The organism is Orbaceae bacterium lpD04 (assembly GCA_036251935.1).
GTDB classification, from domain to species: domain Bacteria; phylum Pseudomonadota; class Gammaproteobacteria; order Enterobacterales; family Orbaceae; genus Orbus; species Orbus wheelerorum.
Genome location: CP133967.1, coordinates 2,617,679 through 2,635,601 on the forward strand (window position 1 = coordinate 2,617,679; position 17,923 = coordinate 2,635,601).

Annotated in this window: 20 protein-coding genes; 4 read left to right on the forward strand and 16 right to left on the reverse strand. The window is 35.0% G+C overall.

Annotated elements, in window-relative coordinates:
- Nucleotides 1-335: 335 nt before the first annotated feature.
- Nucleotides 336-1,148 (reverse strand): glutamate racemase, encoded by an 813-nt coding sequence (gene murI, locus RHO14_11550; GenBank protein ID WVD70974.1) that lies wholly within the window; start codon nt 1,146-1,148, stop codon nt 336-338.
- Between the two features lie 255 nt (nt 1,149-1,403).
- On the opposite strand from murI, the gene metK reads away from it, so the two are divergent.
- The 4 genes from metK (at nt 1,404) to gorA (ending at nt 5,562) form a co-directional block, all read left to right on the forward strand.
- Complete coding sequence (gene metK / locus RHO14_11555; GenBank protein WVD70975.1) at nt 1,404-2,558, forward strand: methionine adenosyltransferase; 1,155 nt, start codon at nt 1,404-1,406, stop codon at nt 2,556-2,558.
- A gap of 51 nt (nt 2,559-2,609) precedes the next feature.
- On the forward strand, nt 2,610-3,122 hold the full coding sequence (locus tag RHO14_11560) for a SprT family zinc-dependent metalloprotease (GenBank protein ID WVD70976.1): 513 nt from the start codon (nt 2,610-2,612) through the stop codon (nt 3,120-3,122).
- Between the two features lie 114 nt (nt 3,123-3,236).
- A complete protein-coding gene (locus tag RHO14_11565; protein ID WVD70977.1) occupies nt 3,237-4,079 on the forward strand; it encodes a 23S rRNA (adenine(2030)-N(6))-methyltransferase RlmJ in 843 nt (280 codons plus the stop codon).
- 127 nt (nt 4,080-4,206) lie between these two features.
- Nucleotides 4,207-5,562: a glutathione-disulfide reductase gene (gene gorA, locus RHO14_11570; GenBank protein WVD70978.1), complete on the forward strand. Its 1,356-nt coding sequence runs from the start codon at nt 4,207-4,209 to the stop codon at nt 5,560-5,562.
- Between the two features lie 289 nt (nt 5,563-5,851).
- Here gorA and RHO14_11575 read toward each other — a convergent pair whose 3' ends face one another.
- From RHO14_11575 to RHO14_11645, 15 genes are all read right to left on the reverse strand, one after another.
- The gene (locus RHO14_11575) at nt 5,852-6,031 is read right to left on the reverse strand and encodes a hypothetical protein (protein WVD70979.1); all 180 of its coding nucleotides are present in this window, start codon (nt 6,029-6,031) and stop codon (nt 5,852-5,854) included.
- Nucleotides 6,032-6,043: 12 nt separating this feature from the next.
- Entirely contained in the window at nt 6,044-6,970 is a 927-nt protein-coding gene (locus RHO14_11580; GenBank protein WVD70980.1) for a phage tail protein, read from the reverse strand.
- Nucleotides 6,971-7,205: 235 nt separating this feature from the next.
- Entirely contained in the window at nt 7,206-8,159 is a 954-nt protein-coding gene (locus RHO14_11585) for a phage tail protein (protein ID WVD70981.1), read from the reverse strand.
- Complete coding sequence (locus RHO14_11590; GenBank protein ID WVD70982.1) at nt 8,143-8,808, reverse strand: DUF2612 domain-containing protein; 666 nt, start codon at nt 8,806-8,808, stop codon at nt 8,143-8,145. Before RHO14_11590 ends, RHO14_11585 begins: the two co-directional genes overlap by 17 nt.
- Nucleotides 8,801-9,922 (reverse strand): baseplate J/gp47 family protein, encoded by a 1,122-nt coding sequence (locus RHO14_11595; protein ID WVD70983.1) that lies wholly within the window; start codon nt 9,920-9,922, stop codon nt 8,801-8,803. The genes RHO14_11590 and RHO14_11595 overlap by 8 nt, the downstream gene beginning before the upstream one ends.
- A complete protein-coding gene (locus tag RHO14_11600) occupies nt 9,903-10,268 on the reverse strand; it encodes a hypothetical protein (GenBank protein ID WVD70984.1) in 366 nt (121 codons plus the stop codon). The genes RHO14_11595 and RHO14_11600 overlap by 20 nt, the downstream gene beginning before the upstream one ends.
- Nucleotides 10,268-10,942, reverse strand: coding sequence for a Gp138 family membrane-puncturing spike protein (locus RHO14_11605; protein ID WVD70985.1), 675 nt, complete (start codon nt 10,940-10,942; stop codon nt 10,268-10,270). The genes RHO14_11600 and RHO14_11605 overlap by 1 nt, the downstream gene beginning before the upstream one ends.
- Before the next feature lie 78 nt (nt 10,943-11,020).
- Entirely contained in the window at nt 11,021-11,854 is an 834-nt protein-coding gene (locus tag RHO14_11610; GenBank protein ID WVD70986.1) for a hypothetical protein, read from the reverse strand.
- On the reverse strand, nt 11,823-12,164 hold the full coding sequence (locus RHO14_11615; protein ID WVD70987.1) for a hypothetical protein: 342 nt from the start codon (nt 12,162-12,164) through the stop codon (nt 11,823-11,825). Before RHO14_11615 ends, RHO14_11610 begins: the two co-directional genes overlap by 32 nt.
- A 33-nt stretch (nt 12,165-12,197) precedes the next feature.
- Entirely contained in the window at nt 12,198-12,926 is a 729-nt protein-coding gene (locus RHO14_11620; GenBank protein WVD70988.1) for a hypothetical protein, read from the reverse strand.
- Between the two features lie 2 nt (nt 12,927-12,928).
- The gene (locus RHO14_11625) at nt 12,929-14,752 is read right to left on the reverse strand and encodes a hypothetical protein (GenBank protein ID WVD70989.1); all 1,824 of its coding nucleotides are present in this window, start codon (nt 14,750-14,752) and stop codon (nt 12,929-12,931) included.
- Between the two features lie 139 nt (nt 14,753-14,891).
- Complete coding sequence (locus RHO14_11630; GenBank protein WVD70990.1) at nt 14,892-15,305, reverse strand: putative phage tail assembly chaperone; 414 nt, start codon at nt 15,303-15,305, stop codon at nt 14,892-14,894.
- Complete coding sequence (locus tag RHO14_11635) at nt 15,305-15,736, reverse strand: DUF3277 family protein (GenBank protein WVD70991.1); 432 nt, start codon at nt 15,734-15,736, stop codon at nt 15,305-15,307. Before RHO14_11635 ends, RHO14_11630 begins: the two co-directional genes overlap by 1 nt.
- Before the next feature lie 8 nt (nt 15,737-15,744).
- Nucleotides 15,745-17,265, reverse strand: coding sequence for a DUF3383 family protein (locus RHO14_11640; protein ID WVD70992.1), 1,521 nt, complete (start codon nt 17,263-17,265; stop codon nt 15,745-15,747).
- Nucleotides 17,265-17,759: a hypothetical protein gene (locus RHO14_11645; GenBank protein ID WVD70993.1), complete on the reverse strand. Its 495-nt coding sequence runs from the start codon at nt 17,757-17,759 to the stop codon at nt 17,265-17,267. The genes RHO14_11640 and RHO14_11645 overlap by 1 nt, the downstream gene beginning before the upstream one ends.
- Between the last annotated feature and the right edge of the window lie 164 nt (nt 17,760-17,923).

Genomic DNA, 17,923 nt, shown 5'->3' on the forward strand with positions numbered 1-17,923 from the left:
TTATCAAGACTTGATTTTTTTAAGTCCGTAGACTTTAATTTCTTCGTCCTGACAGTGCCCACACAGATTGTCTGTTCTTAATTTTTAAAGAGCTGACAGCGTGTTGCTTTTGCTGTCTCAAGGGTTGCGTATACTACGCTTTCCTTTTTAATTCGTCAAGACTAATTTTAACTTTTTTTTACTTCGTCTTAACACTTGTTATTTTTTTCATCATATTGCCCGATCCGTTTTGTTTTCTGCTTCAACGAATCAGTGGTGCGCATTATAGACATCTTTTTTATTTGATCAAGCAAAAAAATGCATTTATTTTATCGAGTGCACAATACTTAAACACACTAAATTTTAATGCATTGATAATTAATAAGATTAAATCTTTGGAGCGTTCCAATTAATTTCTCAACTTGTTCATTATATAGAGTACTACAGACAACATTACTTGTGACTTGTGACAAAGGGTTAATGCTTGTAAGATTAAATTCTTCTTTTAATAGCTCATATACTCGGGCAGCAATCGCATATCCAGAATCAATAAATGTTGCATTAGGTAGCACTAATGCCAATTCTGGCTGAATGAAAGGATAATGAGTACAACCTAAAACAATAGTATCTGGCACAATTTTGAGTTCTAACCATGGGCTCATTAGTTTAGTTAAGACATCAATGTTAACCGCCACACCCTGTAGCTTTTGCTCTGCTATCAAAGCTAATTCAGATAAACCCAATAATTCAATTTTGTATCCGCTTGCAAAGTCACGAATTAAATTATGCGTATATTCGCGCTGTATCGTTGCTTTTGTAGCAAGTAAACCAATGCATTTATTCTTAGTTATCTTTATTGCAGGCTTAATAGCAGGAACAACCCCAACTATTGGAATAGAAAATGATGATCGAAGTATTGGCAAACAAATTGTACTTGCAGTGTTACAGGCAATGACAACGATATCAACCGCAAACATTAAAATAGCTTTATTAATAACGTCCTTAACTCGCTTAATTAAAAATTCATTTGATTTATCGCCATAAGGAAAGGCTTGGTTATCAAATATGTAAATATAATTTGCTCTCGGTATTTTTTGTCGAATCTCATTATAAACTGAGATCCCACCGATACCAGAATCAAAGACTAATATATTGGGAATGCTTTTCATGACGGCTTTATCTTATAAGGATATAAAACTATATGTATATGCTAAGAGAATTTTTATTTAATGCAACATGCTTCTCTCTATTTAAATACAATATTAAACAAATAATATGAAACTAAGCAGAAATAGTATTTATATTCGTAACAACTAGCTTTTTATTAATTTGTTGATTAGAATAGCCGTCTAGATGGTCAAACTGCTAAATAGATAGCTGTAATGTATCTTATATAGTAATCATAGAATAAAGAAGGTATATCAATGTCAGAATTTTTATTTACTTCTGAATCAGTTTCAGAAGGTCATCCTGATAAAATTGCGGATCAAATTTCAGATGCGGTACTTGATGCGATTTTAAAACAAGATCCTAAAGCACGCGTTGCTTGTGAAACCTATGTAAAAACGGGTATGGCATTAGTTGGTGGTGAAATAACGACATCAGCTTGGGTAGATATTGAAGAATTAACGCGCCAAACAATTAGAAATATCGGATATACCAGCTCTGAAATGGGATTTGATGCTAATTCTTGCGCCGTACTTAATGCAATAGGTAAACAATCATCGGACATTAATCAGGGGGTTGATCGCGGTGATCCTTTAGAACAAGGTGCTGGCGATCAAGGTATTATGTTCGGCTATGCGACCAATGAAATGCCGAATTTAATGCCAGCTGCAATTACTTATGCCCATGAATTAATGAAAAAACAGGCTGAAGTAAGAAAAAATGGCACACTACCGTGGTTACGACCTGATGCTAAAAGCCAAATAACATTGATTTATGAAGATAATCAAATTAAAGGTGTCGATGCAGTCGTTCTTTCAACTCAGCACGCAGAAGATATTAGCCAATCAGCTTTAAAAGAAGCGATTATGGAAGAGATTATCAAACCAATCTTACCAAAAGAGTGGTTAACGGGGCGTACTAAATATTTTATTAACCCAACAGGACGCTTTGTTATTGGTGGCCCAATGGGCGATTGTGGCTTAACGGGCCGAAAAATTATTGTCGATACTTACGGCGGAGCTGCGCATCATGGTGGCGGCGCGTTTTCAGGTAAAGATCCTTCTAAAGTAGATAGATCAGCTGCCTACGCGGCCAGATATGTTGCAAAAAATATTGTGGCAGCAGGACTTGCCGATAAATGCGAACTACAAGTATCTTATGCTATTGGCGTTGCCGAGCCGACATCGATTTATGTGAATACTTTTGGTACAGAGAAAATTGCTCATCATCAAATAATTGCCTTAATTAAGCAATTTTTTGACCTAAGACCTTACGGGCTTATTCAAATGTTAGATCTTATTCAGCCAATTTATCAGCAAACAGCAACCTATGGTCATTTTGGACGTGATATTTTTCCATGGGAAAAAACAGATAAAGCTGAATTATTACGCGATGCAGCTAATTTAAAATAGTACTTAATCGCCGCGGTACACACTGTGCCGTGGCGATAGATAGATTAACTGATGAATAAACAAAGAGTCCCAATTCAACTTCATAATAATGTTATCGCCAGTTTAAGGCATTATATATCTATCGCGAATCAGTTCTTTAATCAAGTATTTGATGAACCAGAATTAATCTATCGAAAAAAAGGCAGTATTGCAGGTAGTGCACTATTACAAAAATGGCAAATTCAACTCAACCTAAATATGTTACTTGAAAATAAAGAACAATTTATTAACGAAGTTATCCCACATGAGCTTGCTCACTTAATTGCTTATAAAAAATTTGGTCTTGTGAAACCGCACGGTAAAGAGTGGCAAGGGATTATGGAACAAATATTTCATCAAGATGCCAAACGAACCCATAATTTTAATCTGCCACAACCTTTAATAACAAATCGCCATCAGTATTACTGTGAATGCCAAAGCCATTTACTCACAAATATTCGACATCAAAAAATTCAAAATAAATGTGCCCAATACTATTGTAAAAAGTGCGCAACATTACTACGGCAAAGACCTAAAATAAGTTGAACATGATTTTTATGCTAAAATGGCATCTTACAACAAAATTTTAACGAAATTAAACACATTACGTTTTGATGAATTCGTATATACTAAAAAAATGTAATTTATATAGAGAATAAAATGTTAAGTTATCGACACAGCTATCATGCAGGAAACCACGCCGATGTATTAAAACATTGCGTACTAAGCTTATGCCTTGAATCACTAAAAGAGAAAGATAAACCTTTTTTATACTTAGATACACACTCGGGAGCTGGTCGCTATTTATTACAAAGCGAACATTCCGCGAAAACCGGCGAATACTTATCTGGAATAGCCAAAGTTTGGGAACAACCACAAATACCAGAAATTTTAAGCTCTTACCTTTCCGTTTTAAAATATTATAATCGCAGTGAAACGTTAAAATATTATCCGGGCTCGCCTTTAATTGCAAAGCAGTTATTGCGCCCACAAGATAAGTTACAATTAACTGAAATACACTCGTCGGATTACCCACTTTTAAGGCAAGAATTTAGTAAAGACGACCGAGCTCAAGTTAGCCGTGCAGATGGTTTTTTACAACTAAAATCAAAGCTACCACCTGAGTCACGTCGTGGGCTTATTTTAATTGATCCATCTTATGAAATAAAAGATGATTACCAAAAAATACCCGATGAGCTAAAAGAAGGTTATAAACGTTTTGCAACTGGTACTTATCTAATTTGGTACCCAGTAGTCAACCGCAGACAAACTCAAGGCATGATAGATGGGATTATTAATACAGGTATTAAGCGTATCTTACAAATTGAACTCGCAATAAGGCCGGATAATAATCAAAAAGGAATGACAGCCTCTGGAATGATTGTTGTAAATCCACCCTGGAAACTAAAACAGCAGATGCAAGAGATTCTTCCTTGGTTAAAAAACATACTTGACCCTCAAGATATGGGCCACATATTAGTAAAAGAATTAGTCTCTGAATGATTTCATAAAATCCAACTAATTTTCAATAGTTTTAACCTATTGTTTAATTGTTTTAATATGACTTTTTTTATCTGTTATTTTATGGCAAGCTAATAATATGTGATCTTAATTTCAAGGTATAAACAAAATGACAACAAAACACTATGATTATATTGCAATTGGTGGGGGAAGTGGGGGGATCGCTTCGGCCAATCGAGCGGCATCTTATGGTAAAAAATGCGCGATTATTGAAGCTAAAGAGCTTGGTGGAACCTGCGTCAATGTGGGCTGTGTACCAAAAAAAATAATGTGGTATGGCGCACAAATCGCAGAAGCAATTAAGAATTACGGTCCTGATTACGGTTTTGATACAACCATCAATCAATTTAGCTGGGAAAAGCTTATTGAAAGTAGAAACGCTTATATTGAGAGAATACACCAATCTTATGATCGTGTACTAACCAATAATAACGTTGATGTTATTAAAGGGTATGCTAAGTTTGTTGACCAAAAAACGATTGAAGTTAATGGAGAACAGTATACCGCCGACCATATTTTAATCGCAGTTGGTGGCGTACCATCTATACCCAATATTCCAGGCGCTGAGTATGGCATTAACTCTGACGGCTTTTTTGCGTTAACCGAGCAACCAAAGCGTGTTGCCATTGTTGGTGCTGGCTATGTAGCCTGTGAAATTGCAGGCGTACTTCATGCATTAGGTAGCGAAGTTCACCAGTTTATTCGTAAAGATACCCCTTTGCGTAGTTTTGATCCAATGCTTATTAACACCTTAATGGACGTTATTAAGGAAGAAGGTCAGCAGCTTCATACCAATGCTATCCCAAAATCAGTTGAAAAAAATAGTGATGGTTCGCTCTGTTTACAACTTGAAAATGGCGAAAAATATGAAGTTGATTGCCTTATTTGGGCAGTTGGACGCAAACCCGCTACTGAAAAAATGAATATTGAAGTAACTGGGTTAAAACTAAATAATGCAGGCTTTATTGAAGTTGATAAATACCAAAATAGCAATATTGCAGGTATTTATTCTGTTGGTGATGATACTGGTGCGATAGCCTTAACGCCTGTTGCTGTTGCGGCCGGTCGTCGCCTATCTGAGCGGTTATTTAATAATAAGCCTGATGAACATTTAGATTACAGTAATGTACCAACGGTTATTTTTACCCATCCACCAATTGGCACGGTTGGTTTAACTGAGCCTGAAGCGATTGAAAGCTATGGTAAAGATAATATCAAAGTTTATCAATCATCATTTACCGCGATGTATACTGCTGTTACTCAGCATAGGCAGCCTTGTAAAATGAAGTTAGTCTGCGCCGGTAAAGATGAAAAGATTGTTGGTATACACGGCATCGGTTTTGGTATGGATGAAATTCTACAAGGCTTTGCCGTTGCATTAAAAATGGGCGCAACCAAAAAAGACTTTGATAACACCATGGCCATTCACCCAACTGCCGCTGAAGAATTTGTGACAATGCGATAGTTTTATAAAATAAATCCCCTGCTAACAGGGGATCTTACTGACCATTATAACTTTATTGCCTCGATAAATAAATTATCAATATCATCGCTTGATAAGTCAAATTGCTTAGCTATTGTGATAATCAAGTTATCTTTACCACCAAAATTGGGGCTGGATCTACAATAATTGGTGGTGAAATTAGTATTGGAAATAATGTAATAATTAGTGCAATGTCTTTTGTCAATAAAGATATACCAGACAATTGCAACATTTATACTGAGAAGAAAAACAGAGTTATAATTAATAGTAATTAAACCATGTTAAAGCTTTCGTTGTTATCTGGTTGTTTTATCCACTCTCCTTTTTCACTAGCAATATATTTTATATCTGGTCTCTCTTCCTTCATTTCGACAAACCCAGCAGGAAGTACTGCATCATTATTGTAGTTAACCTCGTAAAAATCATCATTAATCTTTGCAAAGATTTTCATGTTTATCCCTCGCTATTTATAAGCAATCCGGTATGGTGCCTTAGCCACTACTGTTGTTGTGTTCCAAAAGTTCGGACATGACGATGTGGCTGGCACTATGCCCAATTTTCCAGTAATAATTACAATCTCATTATTACTATTTAACGCAACAGACGCCCCGAAACCAAACAAAGCTGAATCAGTGGTAGCATAAAATGCAAACTCAGGCGCTTTGCACCAGATATTATTGATTTTTAACTCAATATATGGCTCAATATTTTTAGACCCTGTAGTATTCACAGCAACTACTCTACTATTGTTTGATAGCTGGGCTGGTGATGATGCCGAACCATTTGGATAAATGTATTTTATTGCTACATTGTTTAAATCATCTATAGTTAAAACATCACTACCAGCCTGCTGTAGCTTTTTAGTAAAATTCGTATCTCCAGTTACAGTGCCGCCGGTTTTAAGTAATGCATCGTTAGCATTTCCTTTTGCCAACACTGCTAAATCATAAGCAGTCTTAACAGCTTTAGATGTTGCTGCTGTCGTTTCTGAATTGCTTGAGACAGAAGAATCCAGCTGAACGACACCTTTTTGAGCTATAGTTCCGTCTTGAACATCAGTAACAACTTTTTTCCATTTTGTGGTACTTGTTGACGGTGTCGAGTTATCATTTTCAGTAAGGGCAATATATAACACACTTTGATATTTAATTATGGCATCAACTGGATAGACAACAGCACTATCCCACTCAGGTACACCTTGTTGTAATAAATATAGCGTATTTTTATCCACGCGGTTAAAGGCATCGTTCATCCACTCCATTGGTGGCTTGGATTCTGTTTGCTCAATTGTAATGCCCCAACCCCTTGCAATATTTGGAAAAGGCTCTAACTCACCAGTTTGAGCATCACTGGCAAAAATTAAATAATCGGGTTTATCTTGTACTTTCATTATAAGTGATCCTTATTTTCTATAACAATATATCCAATTCAATCAGAACGATAATTAGCACAATACTAAATACTAAAATGTATTAAATAATTTAGATTAAACTTGATATTATTTTTTATTACTTAAAAATCTATTCAATTTATTTACTGTTTATGATTTATGGTTTAATTAATTTTTAAGACTACATATAATAATGCTAGACCTAATAGACTTCTGTTGTAATCGATACTGCAGATTATAAAATTCTCATATAAAATATTTTTGAAATATCACGAGGATGCGTAGAGGTATCTGTCCGCGCAACTCTTGATATATTAAAATCAATTCCATGATTACCATTTTTAAAAACTTCTGCATGAGCAGTTGGACAATAATTACCGACTTGAAATGCACCACCCGCGTCTGCAAAGTTAAAAACACCATCGATATATCCGTGTATATTCTGTATTGCATCATCTCGCAGTATGCCATTAGTTGTACCAGCAACAATTGCTCGACCTTCAGTATTAAGAAGATTAATTGTCTTACCATGCAACGGGCTATTAGGTAAGTTGATCATAGCTGTTGCATTAATTAAAGGCTCAATACCGCTGACACTTTGATTTATTAAGATACCATCATTATAATTATCATTAGCTGTTAAACGGACATACCTGCAATCAGATAAATTAGTTGGCGGATTATCAATATTATTAAACATACAAAGCTCACCAATTGCTTTTGAATACCACTTAATATTATTTTTCAAATCATCAATAACATTCTTAACTGCTTTAGAGGTTGCAGCTGTTATTTCACAATCACTATCAATTGCAGAACTTAACTGTACAATGCCCTTTTGTTCAATACTTGCATCTTTAATTAATTTTTGCCATTTTTCGGTATTACTTGATGGAATAACATTATCATTCTCGGTAATGGCAACATATAACTGGCTTTGATATTTAATTATTGCATCAATAGGATATAAAACAGCGCTATCCCACTGTGGCACGCCTTGTTGTAATAAATACAACATATTTTCATCGATACGATTAAATGCACCATTCATCCAACTAAGCGGCGGCTTTGATTGTGTTTGATCAGTGGTTAATCCCCAACCTCGAGAAATATTAGGGAAAGCTTGAAGCTCGCCAGTTTTTGCGTCACTGGCAAAAATTAAATAATCAGGTTTATTTTGTACTTTCATTAAATTTTCCTATTTCTTGTAATCTAACAAATTTGCCTATACCAAAACCATAAGAACGGTTAGCTCGATAAAAGCCAAAGGGTGTGTTGTTGGTGATCACTAAAAATCGATATAAAACGCCAACTGGGCGGGCTAAAATATCGAGATTTTTGATGGCATAAAGTTTGATTGAATTTAATTGTTCTCGATTAACGATAACGTGCATGGTCATATCTAAATTATCAATAGCATTACCTGTGCCACCTAACAAATATCGAATCGAATCAACAATAAATTCGCTTGTACCATTTTGGTAATTTTTTAAGATTTTCGCTTTAATAAAAAAACGATAATCATCATCGTTAAGTCTTACCGTTGCATTTAACGAATCACCATACTGATAAAATTCCCCGACATCGAAGGCTAGTGAAGAATCGCTCTCTAAAAAACCAAAGAACTCTTTGGCAATAGCTTGACTTAAAACCCGCTTTATTCCGACATGACGACCAACTAAATCGAGTGCATAACCGCTCGCAGTGTCAATATCTAAAATATCGGCAATATTTAATACTGTTTTAAATGAGTCATCGGTTATAGCATAAATCGCTTTGATAGTTGAAAGTGCTTTAGGCTTATCATGATATTGCCAGATTAAATAATTTCTACTCATCAATAAGCACCTCAACCGAGGTTATATCTCCATACTCTCGATAGCCAATCTCAGCAATATTTGATTTGTTGACAGTTAATGATTTAATATAAAAACCATTAGTTAGATTAATACTTGAGATAAGCCTAGTTGCATAAATATTTTCACCGATTTCAAATCCAAGCGACATTAAATTATCTTTAATCGCCTTAGTATCAATATCTTCAAATGATTTATAACGCCCAAGCACCATGGAGACAGCAACTTCAATTTTAGCTGGGCGATCAAAATAGATAATTCGATCTGCGCCTCTTAAATTAGTACTGGTTTTAATATTACCAAATAATCCACACCCGCCGATTTTTTTCTTACCAATCACATCAGCAATAGCGCTATCATCACCACCGAGTATAACGGCATTAAGAGTATGAGCAGGGACACCTTTCTCATCAATATCACCCGTGTAATTTTCATATACTTCGCATTTTGTAACGCCAGTTATATTATATAGTGCAGCCTTAATACCTGATTTATCATCATAGTTATTAATCGAATGTGATAACATAAATCGCCTAAGTAGCCTTGCATCCGATTCTTCATCCGCCCCGCCGTAGCTATCACTATTAGCAATCACTTTTTCAACACCAATAATAATTGTTGCCAGTGAAAACGCTTCGCCAGAATTTACCGTAAAATCACCAAGTTCATCAGAACGTAATTTAACTCGAGCACTCCCAAGATCGTTTAATACAGCTTGTTCAGTAATAATCCATTTATTTTTATTTGAATCAATAATGACCGAGTTTATTGGGATATTTGTTTTAGGAATTCCGGTAATAATCGCCTCATCAATATATGAATAAGATGCCATATTTCGAATAATCCCCGCATACAATGCTCTTTGATCTAACCATTGCCCGGTTGCCTGATATGGATCAAGCATTTGTACAATAAAAGCCACGTTTTGATGTATTGTCTCTATTTCTTGTGAAAATAGTGCCAATAATTGGCCATCTGGCGTATCACTATCAAGATTGACATCATTGCCGTATATCAGCTTAAACTTATCAACTAAACGAGCATAAATCGTATTAAAGCTATCAACTGTTATCCCTTTATCTGTTACTTGTAACATTAAACTCTACCTCGTTTGTATTGTTGTAATTATCGGAATAGGTTATTTGAATTAAAAAAACTCGTGTCACGCTATCAAGCCCAATATCAAAACTGATGATTTCTGTTACACCATCAATACTGGCGATCGCATTTTTAACATCACGTTCTAATTGAGCCACATTAGGGTTTTTAGTTAAATAATCAAACCACGCAATACCCTCATCAGCATTTAATATCCAGTTACCTTTTAGGGCTAAAAGTTTGGTTTTAATACATTGTTTAATGGCATCTGATTGGCTTAAATAATTGGCCTTACCTCGTCCAAATGTCCAATCATGATTTTTATCTAATTCTCGAACAATCATTAACTTGGTTTCCTTGTTATTGAGCCGGTCTCAACATGGACATGATTTTCTAAATCAATACCACCACCAACAATTTTACTTGCTGATAATGTCCCTTTTGATGCGGCGTCTCCACCTTGCTGCGCCCATGAGCCAACTTGTTGGTAATTGCCCATTAACGCTAAATTACCTGTTTGCTTACTATTACCAGTATGCTCGATATCACCTTTGATCAATATCTTGCCATCTGTAAGCCGAATATACGTTGACCCATTATCCGTTTGCATTGAGGCACCATCATGATAAAAATCTGTGATTTTTTTCGGAACGCTATTTACGCCAACAATAAAAATGCCATCGCTTAAATCATGCATACGATTATCAAGCGGCTTTGACTTATCGCCACTGATATACCAACCATCAATACAACGACTTGAAAAGATAACCAGCCCTTCATCGCCCTTTTTAATTGGAACGGTAAAGCAAAAACCACCAGCATGAGGAAATTGTGCAGGCACATCTACTAAAGGCGGAATTTCAATCTCTTGTCCATTTGTCATAATTCGGGTGATCATGATTTCACACGTAACGGTATGGCCGTTGAAATTAATCACTCGAGCTGGTAATGCGGTATAAACATTTGAGCGATCTTGTTTTATGCTTTTTTTGATTACCGTTGTTAATGATTCATTCATTTAAACTCCTAATTTTAGGCAATAAAAAAGCTCCCATTTAGGAGCTTTAATTTGACATTTATTTGGCGATTTAAGCGATTATTTTTCACCTATCACTTCATATGCACCACCAGTACAAACAAGTTTGCTTTTCCAATCATTACCGGTTAAATCACCACTATGATTGATCGACTGGATTTTATAATCACCATTATATTCGTTAAATTTTGATTCAACTCGAATGAGTGAACCGATTTTAAAGCGAGGATTACATAATGTGATGACTTCTAATCCCTGATCAGTTTTTTGTGGGCTACCAATCATGCCGGTATTACTCGAGATAACATAGCCTTCATCATTGCGAATCGCCTTATTTTTGGGCACAACGACTAATTGATTATCTTGAATTGACCAATCAGCATCATTGTTAAGGCCAATCTTATCCATCACATCACGAACATCGCTAAAAAATACACGACCCCGTGGAAGCACTTTATCATTGGGTAAATCAACATCGCTTTTTAAAATACCAAAGCTTTTAGCCGAATCATTTAACGCATCAGAATCTTTTTGCCCAGCAGCGACAGTCTTAATTAAGACTTTTTCGGTATAGGCTTGGCCGCCATCTGAGCATTTTAGTTTTGTAATGATATCTAAACCAGAGTACTCATTTTCAACCGTTTTAATTTCGCCTTTAAAAATCATTCTTAGATCATCATCACGGTAACTAACAAACAACTCCACAAGATCATAAACTTTGCTGGTGATCAGATTGCGGCTATTTTGATTTAGATTATAAATGGTAATATTCGCGTCATTAGGCTCTGATGAAATCGTTTTAGTCACATCGAATGTAATTTTTAAGTTATTATATACTAAGCTCTGTTGTGCATTACCAATATTAAGCTGTATAACCCTGCCAAATTGCCTCACGATATTCATCCTTAGTCATAATTAAAAGTTCAAACCGACTTGCAAAATCTATTTTACTAATCGAACCAATACCTAATGCTGATTTATCATAAAGGACAAATACAAAAGGTAAATTAAACTCAATTAATGATGGGCTATTTACTGATAGCCCTTTCATTTTGGTGATATAACGATTGGTATCAAGATTAAACAAATCAAATTGATAGCCTTTTAACACTTTATTATAATATAGCGTAAGCTTTAAATTTATCCCGTATAAGGTAAATGATTGTTCTTGGATATCATTTGATGTGGTTTGTATCTTGTACATAAATTACCTTTTTTAAAAATATTATATAATCGGTTAAAAACCCAAGAATTTATTTATTTTAGCCTCAGCCTCTATTGGTATCTGATTAGTTTTTTTTTCTTCTGGTTGTGTCTTACCCAAATTAGCTTTACTTCCCGACTCAGCAACTTGAGTATAAACAATAAAAACCTCCCTAAATGCTAATGAAAACTCACCAGTCATTTTCGTTTTTTGGCTCATCTGCACTGAAACCAGTAGCATATTACTATATTGCTTTGCGCTCGTTTGCACGGTTAACACCTCACCACTTTTTTGTAGCGCGAGTAACTGTTCATATGCATTAGCAATGCGATCTACCGAGGTATTATCAAACAGAACATCAGAATAATCAGGTAAAAAATCGGCGATAATACTACTCGCCTGACTACGCGTTGCTTCATAACCCGACATAATTCTATTCGCTAATTGCTCCGTTTGAGCTGTCATCGTTTTCACCTCAAATGGCAGCACATAATCAACTATAGGGCAATTTTGTAACTGACGAGATAATGGATTATAAGCAGGTGTATACCCCACCATTAAACCACTAAGACTAATCTCTTTAGGTTCTAAAAGTGAATGGTCGGCGACATTAGCGCCACTTTCGATCGGATTTTCAACTATCTTTAACTTCGATGAATGTTGCTCGCTAGTTACCGCATCAAAGTAAAAGGAACCAAAAGAATTGGAAATAAGACTAACTGAATTATTTTGTTGCAAACTTAAAAGACTTGTTAGTTCCATGATTAAGCCCCCATCGCCGAAGTCGCATTATTACGAGCATTGATCAGTTGATTATGATAAGTATCACCCACTTGTTTAGCTGATAAAGCAGTATCTGAGGAATTAATAGAGATATTATTAACCGTATCCCCTAGATTTATAGTTTTATTTTGATTTATGTTAGCACCAGTTTTAGTGGCATTATTAATACTCTCTGGATTAAATTTATCATCAAAACCTTTATCCTTTTCATCATTATCCTTACCAATACCAAAAAAAGATAAAAAACCTTTAGCTTTCTTGCCCAACCACCCAATTGACTCTGTAATTTTAGTATTAATCCATGCTATACCATCTTTGAATGGTTTAATGATATAATCATATAATGTTTTACCAGCAGATTTACAGACATTAACAATATTATCCCACGCATTACTACAATATGATGCAATGGAGTCCCAAGCATCATTACAAGCTGATGTAATTGAATCCCAAATACCAATAAACTGCTCTTTAAGCCAATCCCAATTATCATAAATTAGATAAGCGATCGCTGCTATCGCAGTTATTGCAAGCAAAAATTGACCCACAGGAGTAGTTATCATTAATATTGAAAATCTAACTAAAGCCTTTCCCATTGACAAAAGTGCAGACGAAAATGTTTGAGCTAATTCAAAAATTGGCCCCTTAACAGATGTAATAATAGTACTTGTCAGTTTTAAAACATCATTAAATAATAATAATTGTGTTTTGATGGCGTTAAATATTTGAATCAAAGATAATAAAGCTAAGCCGATACTGAGCAATTTGCCAAGCATACCATCAAATAAACTATCACCACCACTTAAAGAATCCATAAAATCATCAATTACAAACATTAGTGTAGTTATAGCCACAATCATTGCGCCTATAGGACTAATTGCGAACTTAGCATTAAAAGCAAGCCAAATGGAACCTAATATTAATAATGCGTTCTTCCAACCGATCGTTGATGAAATAATTTTATCAAAAAATTGTATTGTGTTGCTAAACGCTTGAATAATCTTGCTTATCACTCGTACTGTTTTATCTAAGCCGTTAGTAACAAGTTCCTTATTTGTATTAAGCCAATCGAGAAAAAAATTTATTACTTTAGTTATAGCTGGAGCCAGACCTGCTATAATTTTAGCTCTTATATTTTCAATGGCTTCACCAGCTTTTTTCATGGCTTTATCATATCGCTGAGTTTGTTGGAACTCTTTATCTGAGATCTGTAATAATGCATCTTTCTTCTTATAAAACTTTGTTACAGTTTCCAGTGCATCATTAAAAATTTTGGAAAAAATATCACCAACAACTTTCGAGACAGAACTTAAAGAAAGAAAAGCTTTTTTTAAATTATTAACTTGAGTTATTGTCTTTTCAATGTTAGTTTTTGAATTAGTAAGTGTTTTATCATTAATTTGTATTTTATCTAGATCTTTTGCTAATGGTTTTGAAGATTCCGTTTTTTTCCTATGGGATTTAGAAGAAGTTTTACTACTCCCGCTATTAGATTTAGAAGAAGTTTTCTCTTCTTTCCTAAATGCCCTATCAAAAAAGCTCTCAATTTTTGCGGCAACTGAATTTAACGAAAGGAAAGTTTTTTTTAAGTTATTTATTCTTTCTTCTATTGATAAAGCATTTTTACTAATACTATCGGTTGATTCTTTTCCTTTCTCAATTATGGTGCTTAAATGAGTATTTATATTTTTTACAGCTTTACCTAAATTTTCAATGCTCTTATTTAACTTTTCAACTATCTGAGTTAATTTTTCAACTTGTGTAGTGTCAATATCAATTGAAATTAAAAGTTTATCTATATACATTGTTATTCCTTTTGCTTTTCGGCCAATAGTTGTTCAGCAATCACTTCATGCATATCAAGTACATCATCAAGCGAATAAACTGTCCTTAATTCATGGAGTGAAGCAAAACGCCTAACAATAGGCGTCCAGGTGAACCAATCTACGTCACTAAATCCGACAGCGTCTCCAAGCCCAGCGTATTTACTTTGGATGCGATCCCATTTGGTAAAAAACCCAAAAAATGGAATTTTACCCCCTCAAAAATAAATTCAAAGTATTGTTCACGGTGCTCATTGAAAAAATCATTAGCTTCTTTAGGATTTTGTAAAAGGACTTTCGTACCATCTTCATTAGTGACTGTTGCATATTTACAAATAAATCGCTCAACGCCTTCCATTTCTTGCGAATTTAAATTTGCTAAAAATTGGCCAATATCAAAGCCTGCTTTACCATCATTAGTAAAACAACCCTTTAAAAGGGTTGTTAATTTGAAGGCTTCAGCTTTCGCTTCGATAAAATTTGCTTTGCGTAAATGATAAGTACATTCACCGATAATTTTATCTTCTGGTTGCATTATTTGCCCTCTGTTAAGTTAAAGTTAGATAGCACAGCTTTTAACGTCCATGTATAACCATTATGACTCGTTCCACGAGCATGAGTTGGTGGTGTTGTAAACCAGCAGTCAGTTAGTAAAAACTCATCGCCATTACGTAAATCTTTAAATGCAATCGTATTACTTACCGCTCTTAAAGAATTTTTCACCTGATAATTGCGTAGATCCATAAACATTTTATTGGCCTGCGCATGTTGTAAAATTTTAATTGATACAGTAGCGCCTTGGTTACAAGAGTGAACAAATACACCATTGCCATCGATACCGTAAGTAATATCGCCATCATCGCCAATTGGCGCGATAGAGATCGCATCTTGTGCATTTTCAAAACCTGTAATTTCAATACCGTTAATCGTTAGTACGGCATCTCTTAAAGCGAAAGCATTACTCATATGTTCTCCTAAATATTATATTTAACAACAACGTCAACACTATGGCCTGCACCAGCGAGTTTCAATGCAGTCATTATTGGCATCATTTTGCGTGAGTTTCGATCAGCACTATCTTGCGTATCAAAGCTGTCTGAATAAAAATAGTATCCAGACTCTAATGTATCACCATAGGTAAGATTACCAAGGTCATCTCCAGTCCATTTACCACTTGCAATAAAGCCGTTATTTCTAAATTGCTCACCAATCACTTTGGCAGAAGCAATTAAGATTTCTTGACCACGATCGGTTTGTGGAATTTTAGATGATGCACCTTGTAATTTGTTGAACAATTGAACTTGTAGCGCATTAGTAAATGCATCAAGGCCAGTTGTTACATCAATAAAAGTACCGCCAACCATTGTGCCTTCAGCAAGCATATTGACACCAGAATAGTCGGTGTAATAATTAATACCTAAACGTTTACATTTAGTCGCTTCATTTAGGGTGATTTTATCATCACTTGTCACACTCGCTTGTTGCTTAAATTTAACGGTTTTTGCTGTGTTATTACCAGCCCAAACTGTTGATAATGCGATTGCCATCATCTCAATTCCAGCAAATTCATCACCCGTATTGTTATATTGCACCATCAAGCGACCGCTATTTTTTTTCGCCAGTTTTTTGAGGATATTTGCATCAAGGTATTCAATATTGGCGCTGCGTGTTTCCGTATAACCAAGAACTTTTAAATCAGCACTAACCACCCAATCATGAGCTTCTAATAGCTCACTGTCGGTGATAACACTTGCAAAGTATGCGCCGTACCAGTTTTGATATTGGTTTTCAAGTGCGGTCATTGCATCAGCAACACTTTCAGCTTTATACGTTGTAGCATCTGTACCGTTATAAATGGTCGCTTTGCCATCAGTCAAATTTAATAATTGACCGATATAAGTACCGTCTAATGATTGGTCATTAACATAACCGAGTTTTACACTGCTATCACTTCCAAGGGCAATTGCTTGTAGAATAAAACGGTTGCCAATTTCATCAAATGCAACAGTGATTTTGTCATTGGTTTTTGTTTTCAATGCTGCATTAATAATTGTTTTTACATCATTAAGTGATGATACCGTTTTAAATGATAACTTATCGATAGTTACCATCTGCTCACCTAACATAAAGCTAAAATAGCCATCGGTAATTTGCTTATAACTCACATAACTAGTTGAAACAGCTGATCCCGCTACTTTATAAGGTGTCGCTGTAACCTCTAGATCTGCTTTGACATATTTAGCAATTAAAGCCGATTTTAATTTTGGTCTAGCAGAAAATAGTCCTTGAGCGGCTTTATATGCTCTTGATTTTGTACCAAATAAATTTGCTACATCATCAGCACTTGAAACAATAACATAGCGAGAATTCATATCGTAAAAGTCATCACACATTTCATCGGTAAAGATAGCAATAACGCTCATATCACGTTTGCTTGCTCCACTAGATGATTGTTCGACCGACACATTAACGACTTGATTAATTGATAAACTCATTAATTTACCTCTGTAATAATTTGAACGCTTTCGCCACGTTTGACGTCAGCTTGAGTCACGTTGTTGATGGAAAAGATTAAGTCGACTTGAGCACAAGGCTCTTTAACGTCAGATGTATCAGTCGACAGAGTTTGAATTTGGGATGATCGCAAATAACCGACCTTCATCGTTTTTAGGCGCTCCCAAACTGACGTTAAATTCATGGATGAAACTAATCTATTAATTTCATCATAACCATTAGAGCCATAAGCATTAACCGATAACGTCAATTCATTTAAGCTGCTAATAGTTTCTATTTCTTTACTGGGGTCATAATCAACTTCACAACCAATCTCATATTGAGATTTAACTAACACGGTGATAAATTGTGAATAAGTGGTTAGATCATGAGGCTGACTAATATCAATAACTTGGTAATTAGGAAGAGATAAAATATCAGCAATTAATTGCCTGATTTTATTGATATCAAATTGACTGACCGTCGTTATTTTCATAATAATCGCCCTATTGTGATAACATCATCCATTGTTATTTCCTTTAGTGATTTTTAGATAGATAAGAAGCGCCAATTTATAATTAAATAAATGGCTTTATGCTTAGTTGTTTTATTTATTAATATATTTTGGCTATAGCGATCAGCAGATAACTGATGCAGATG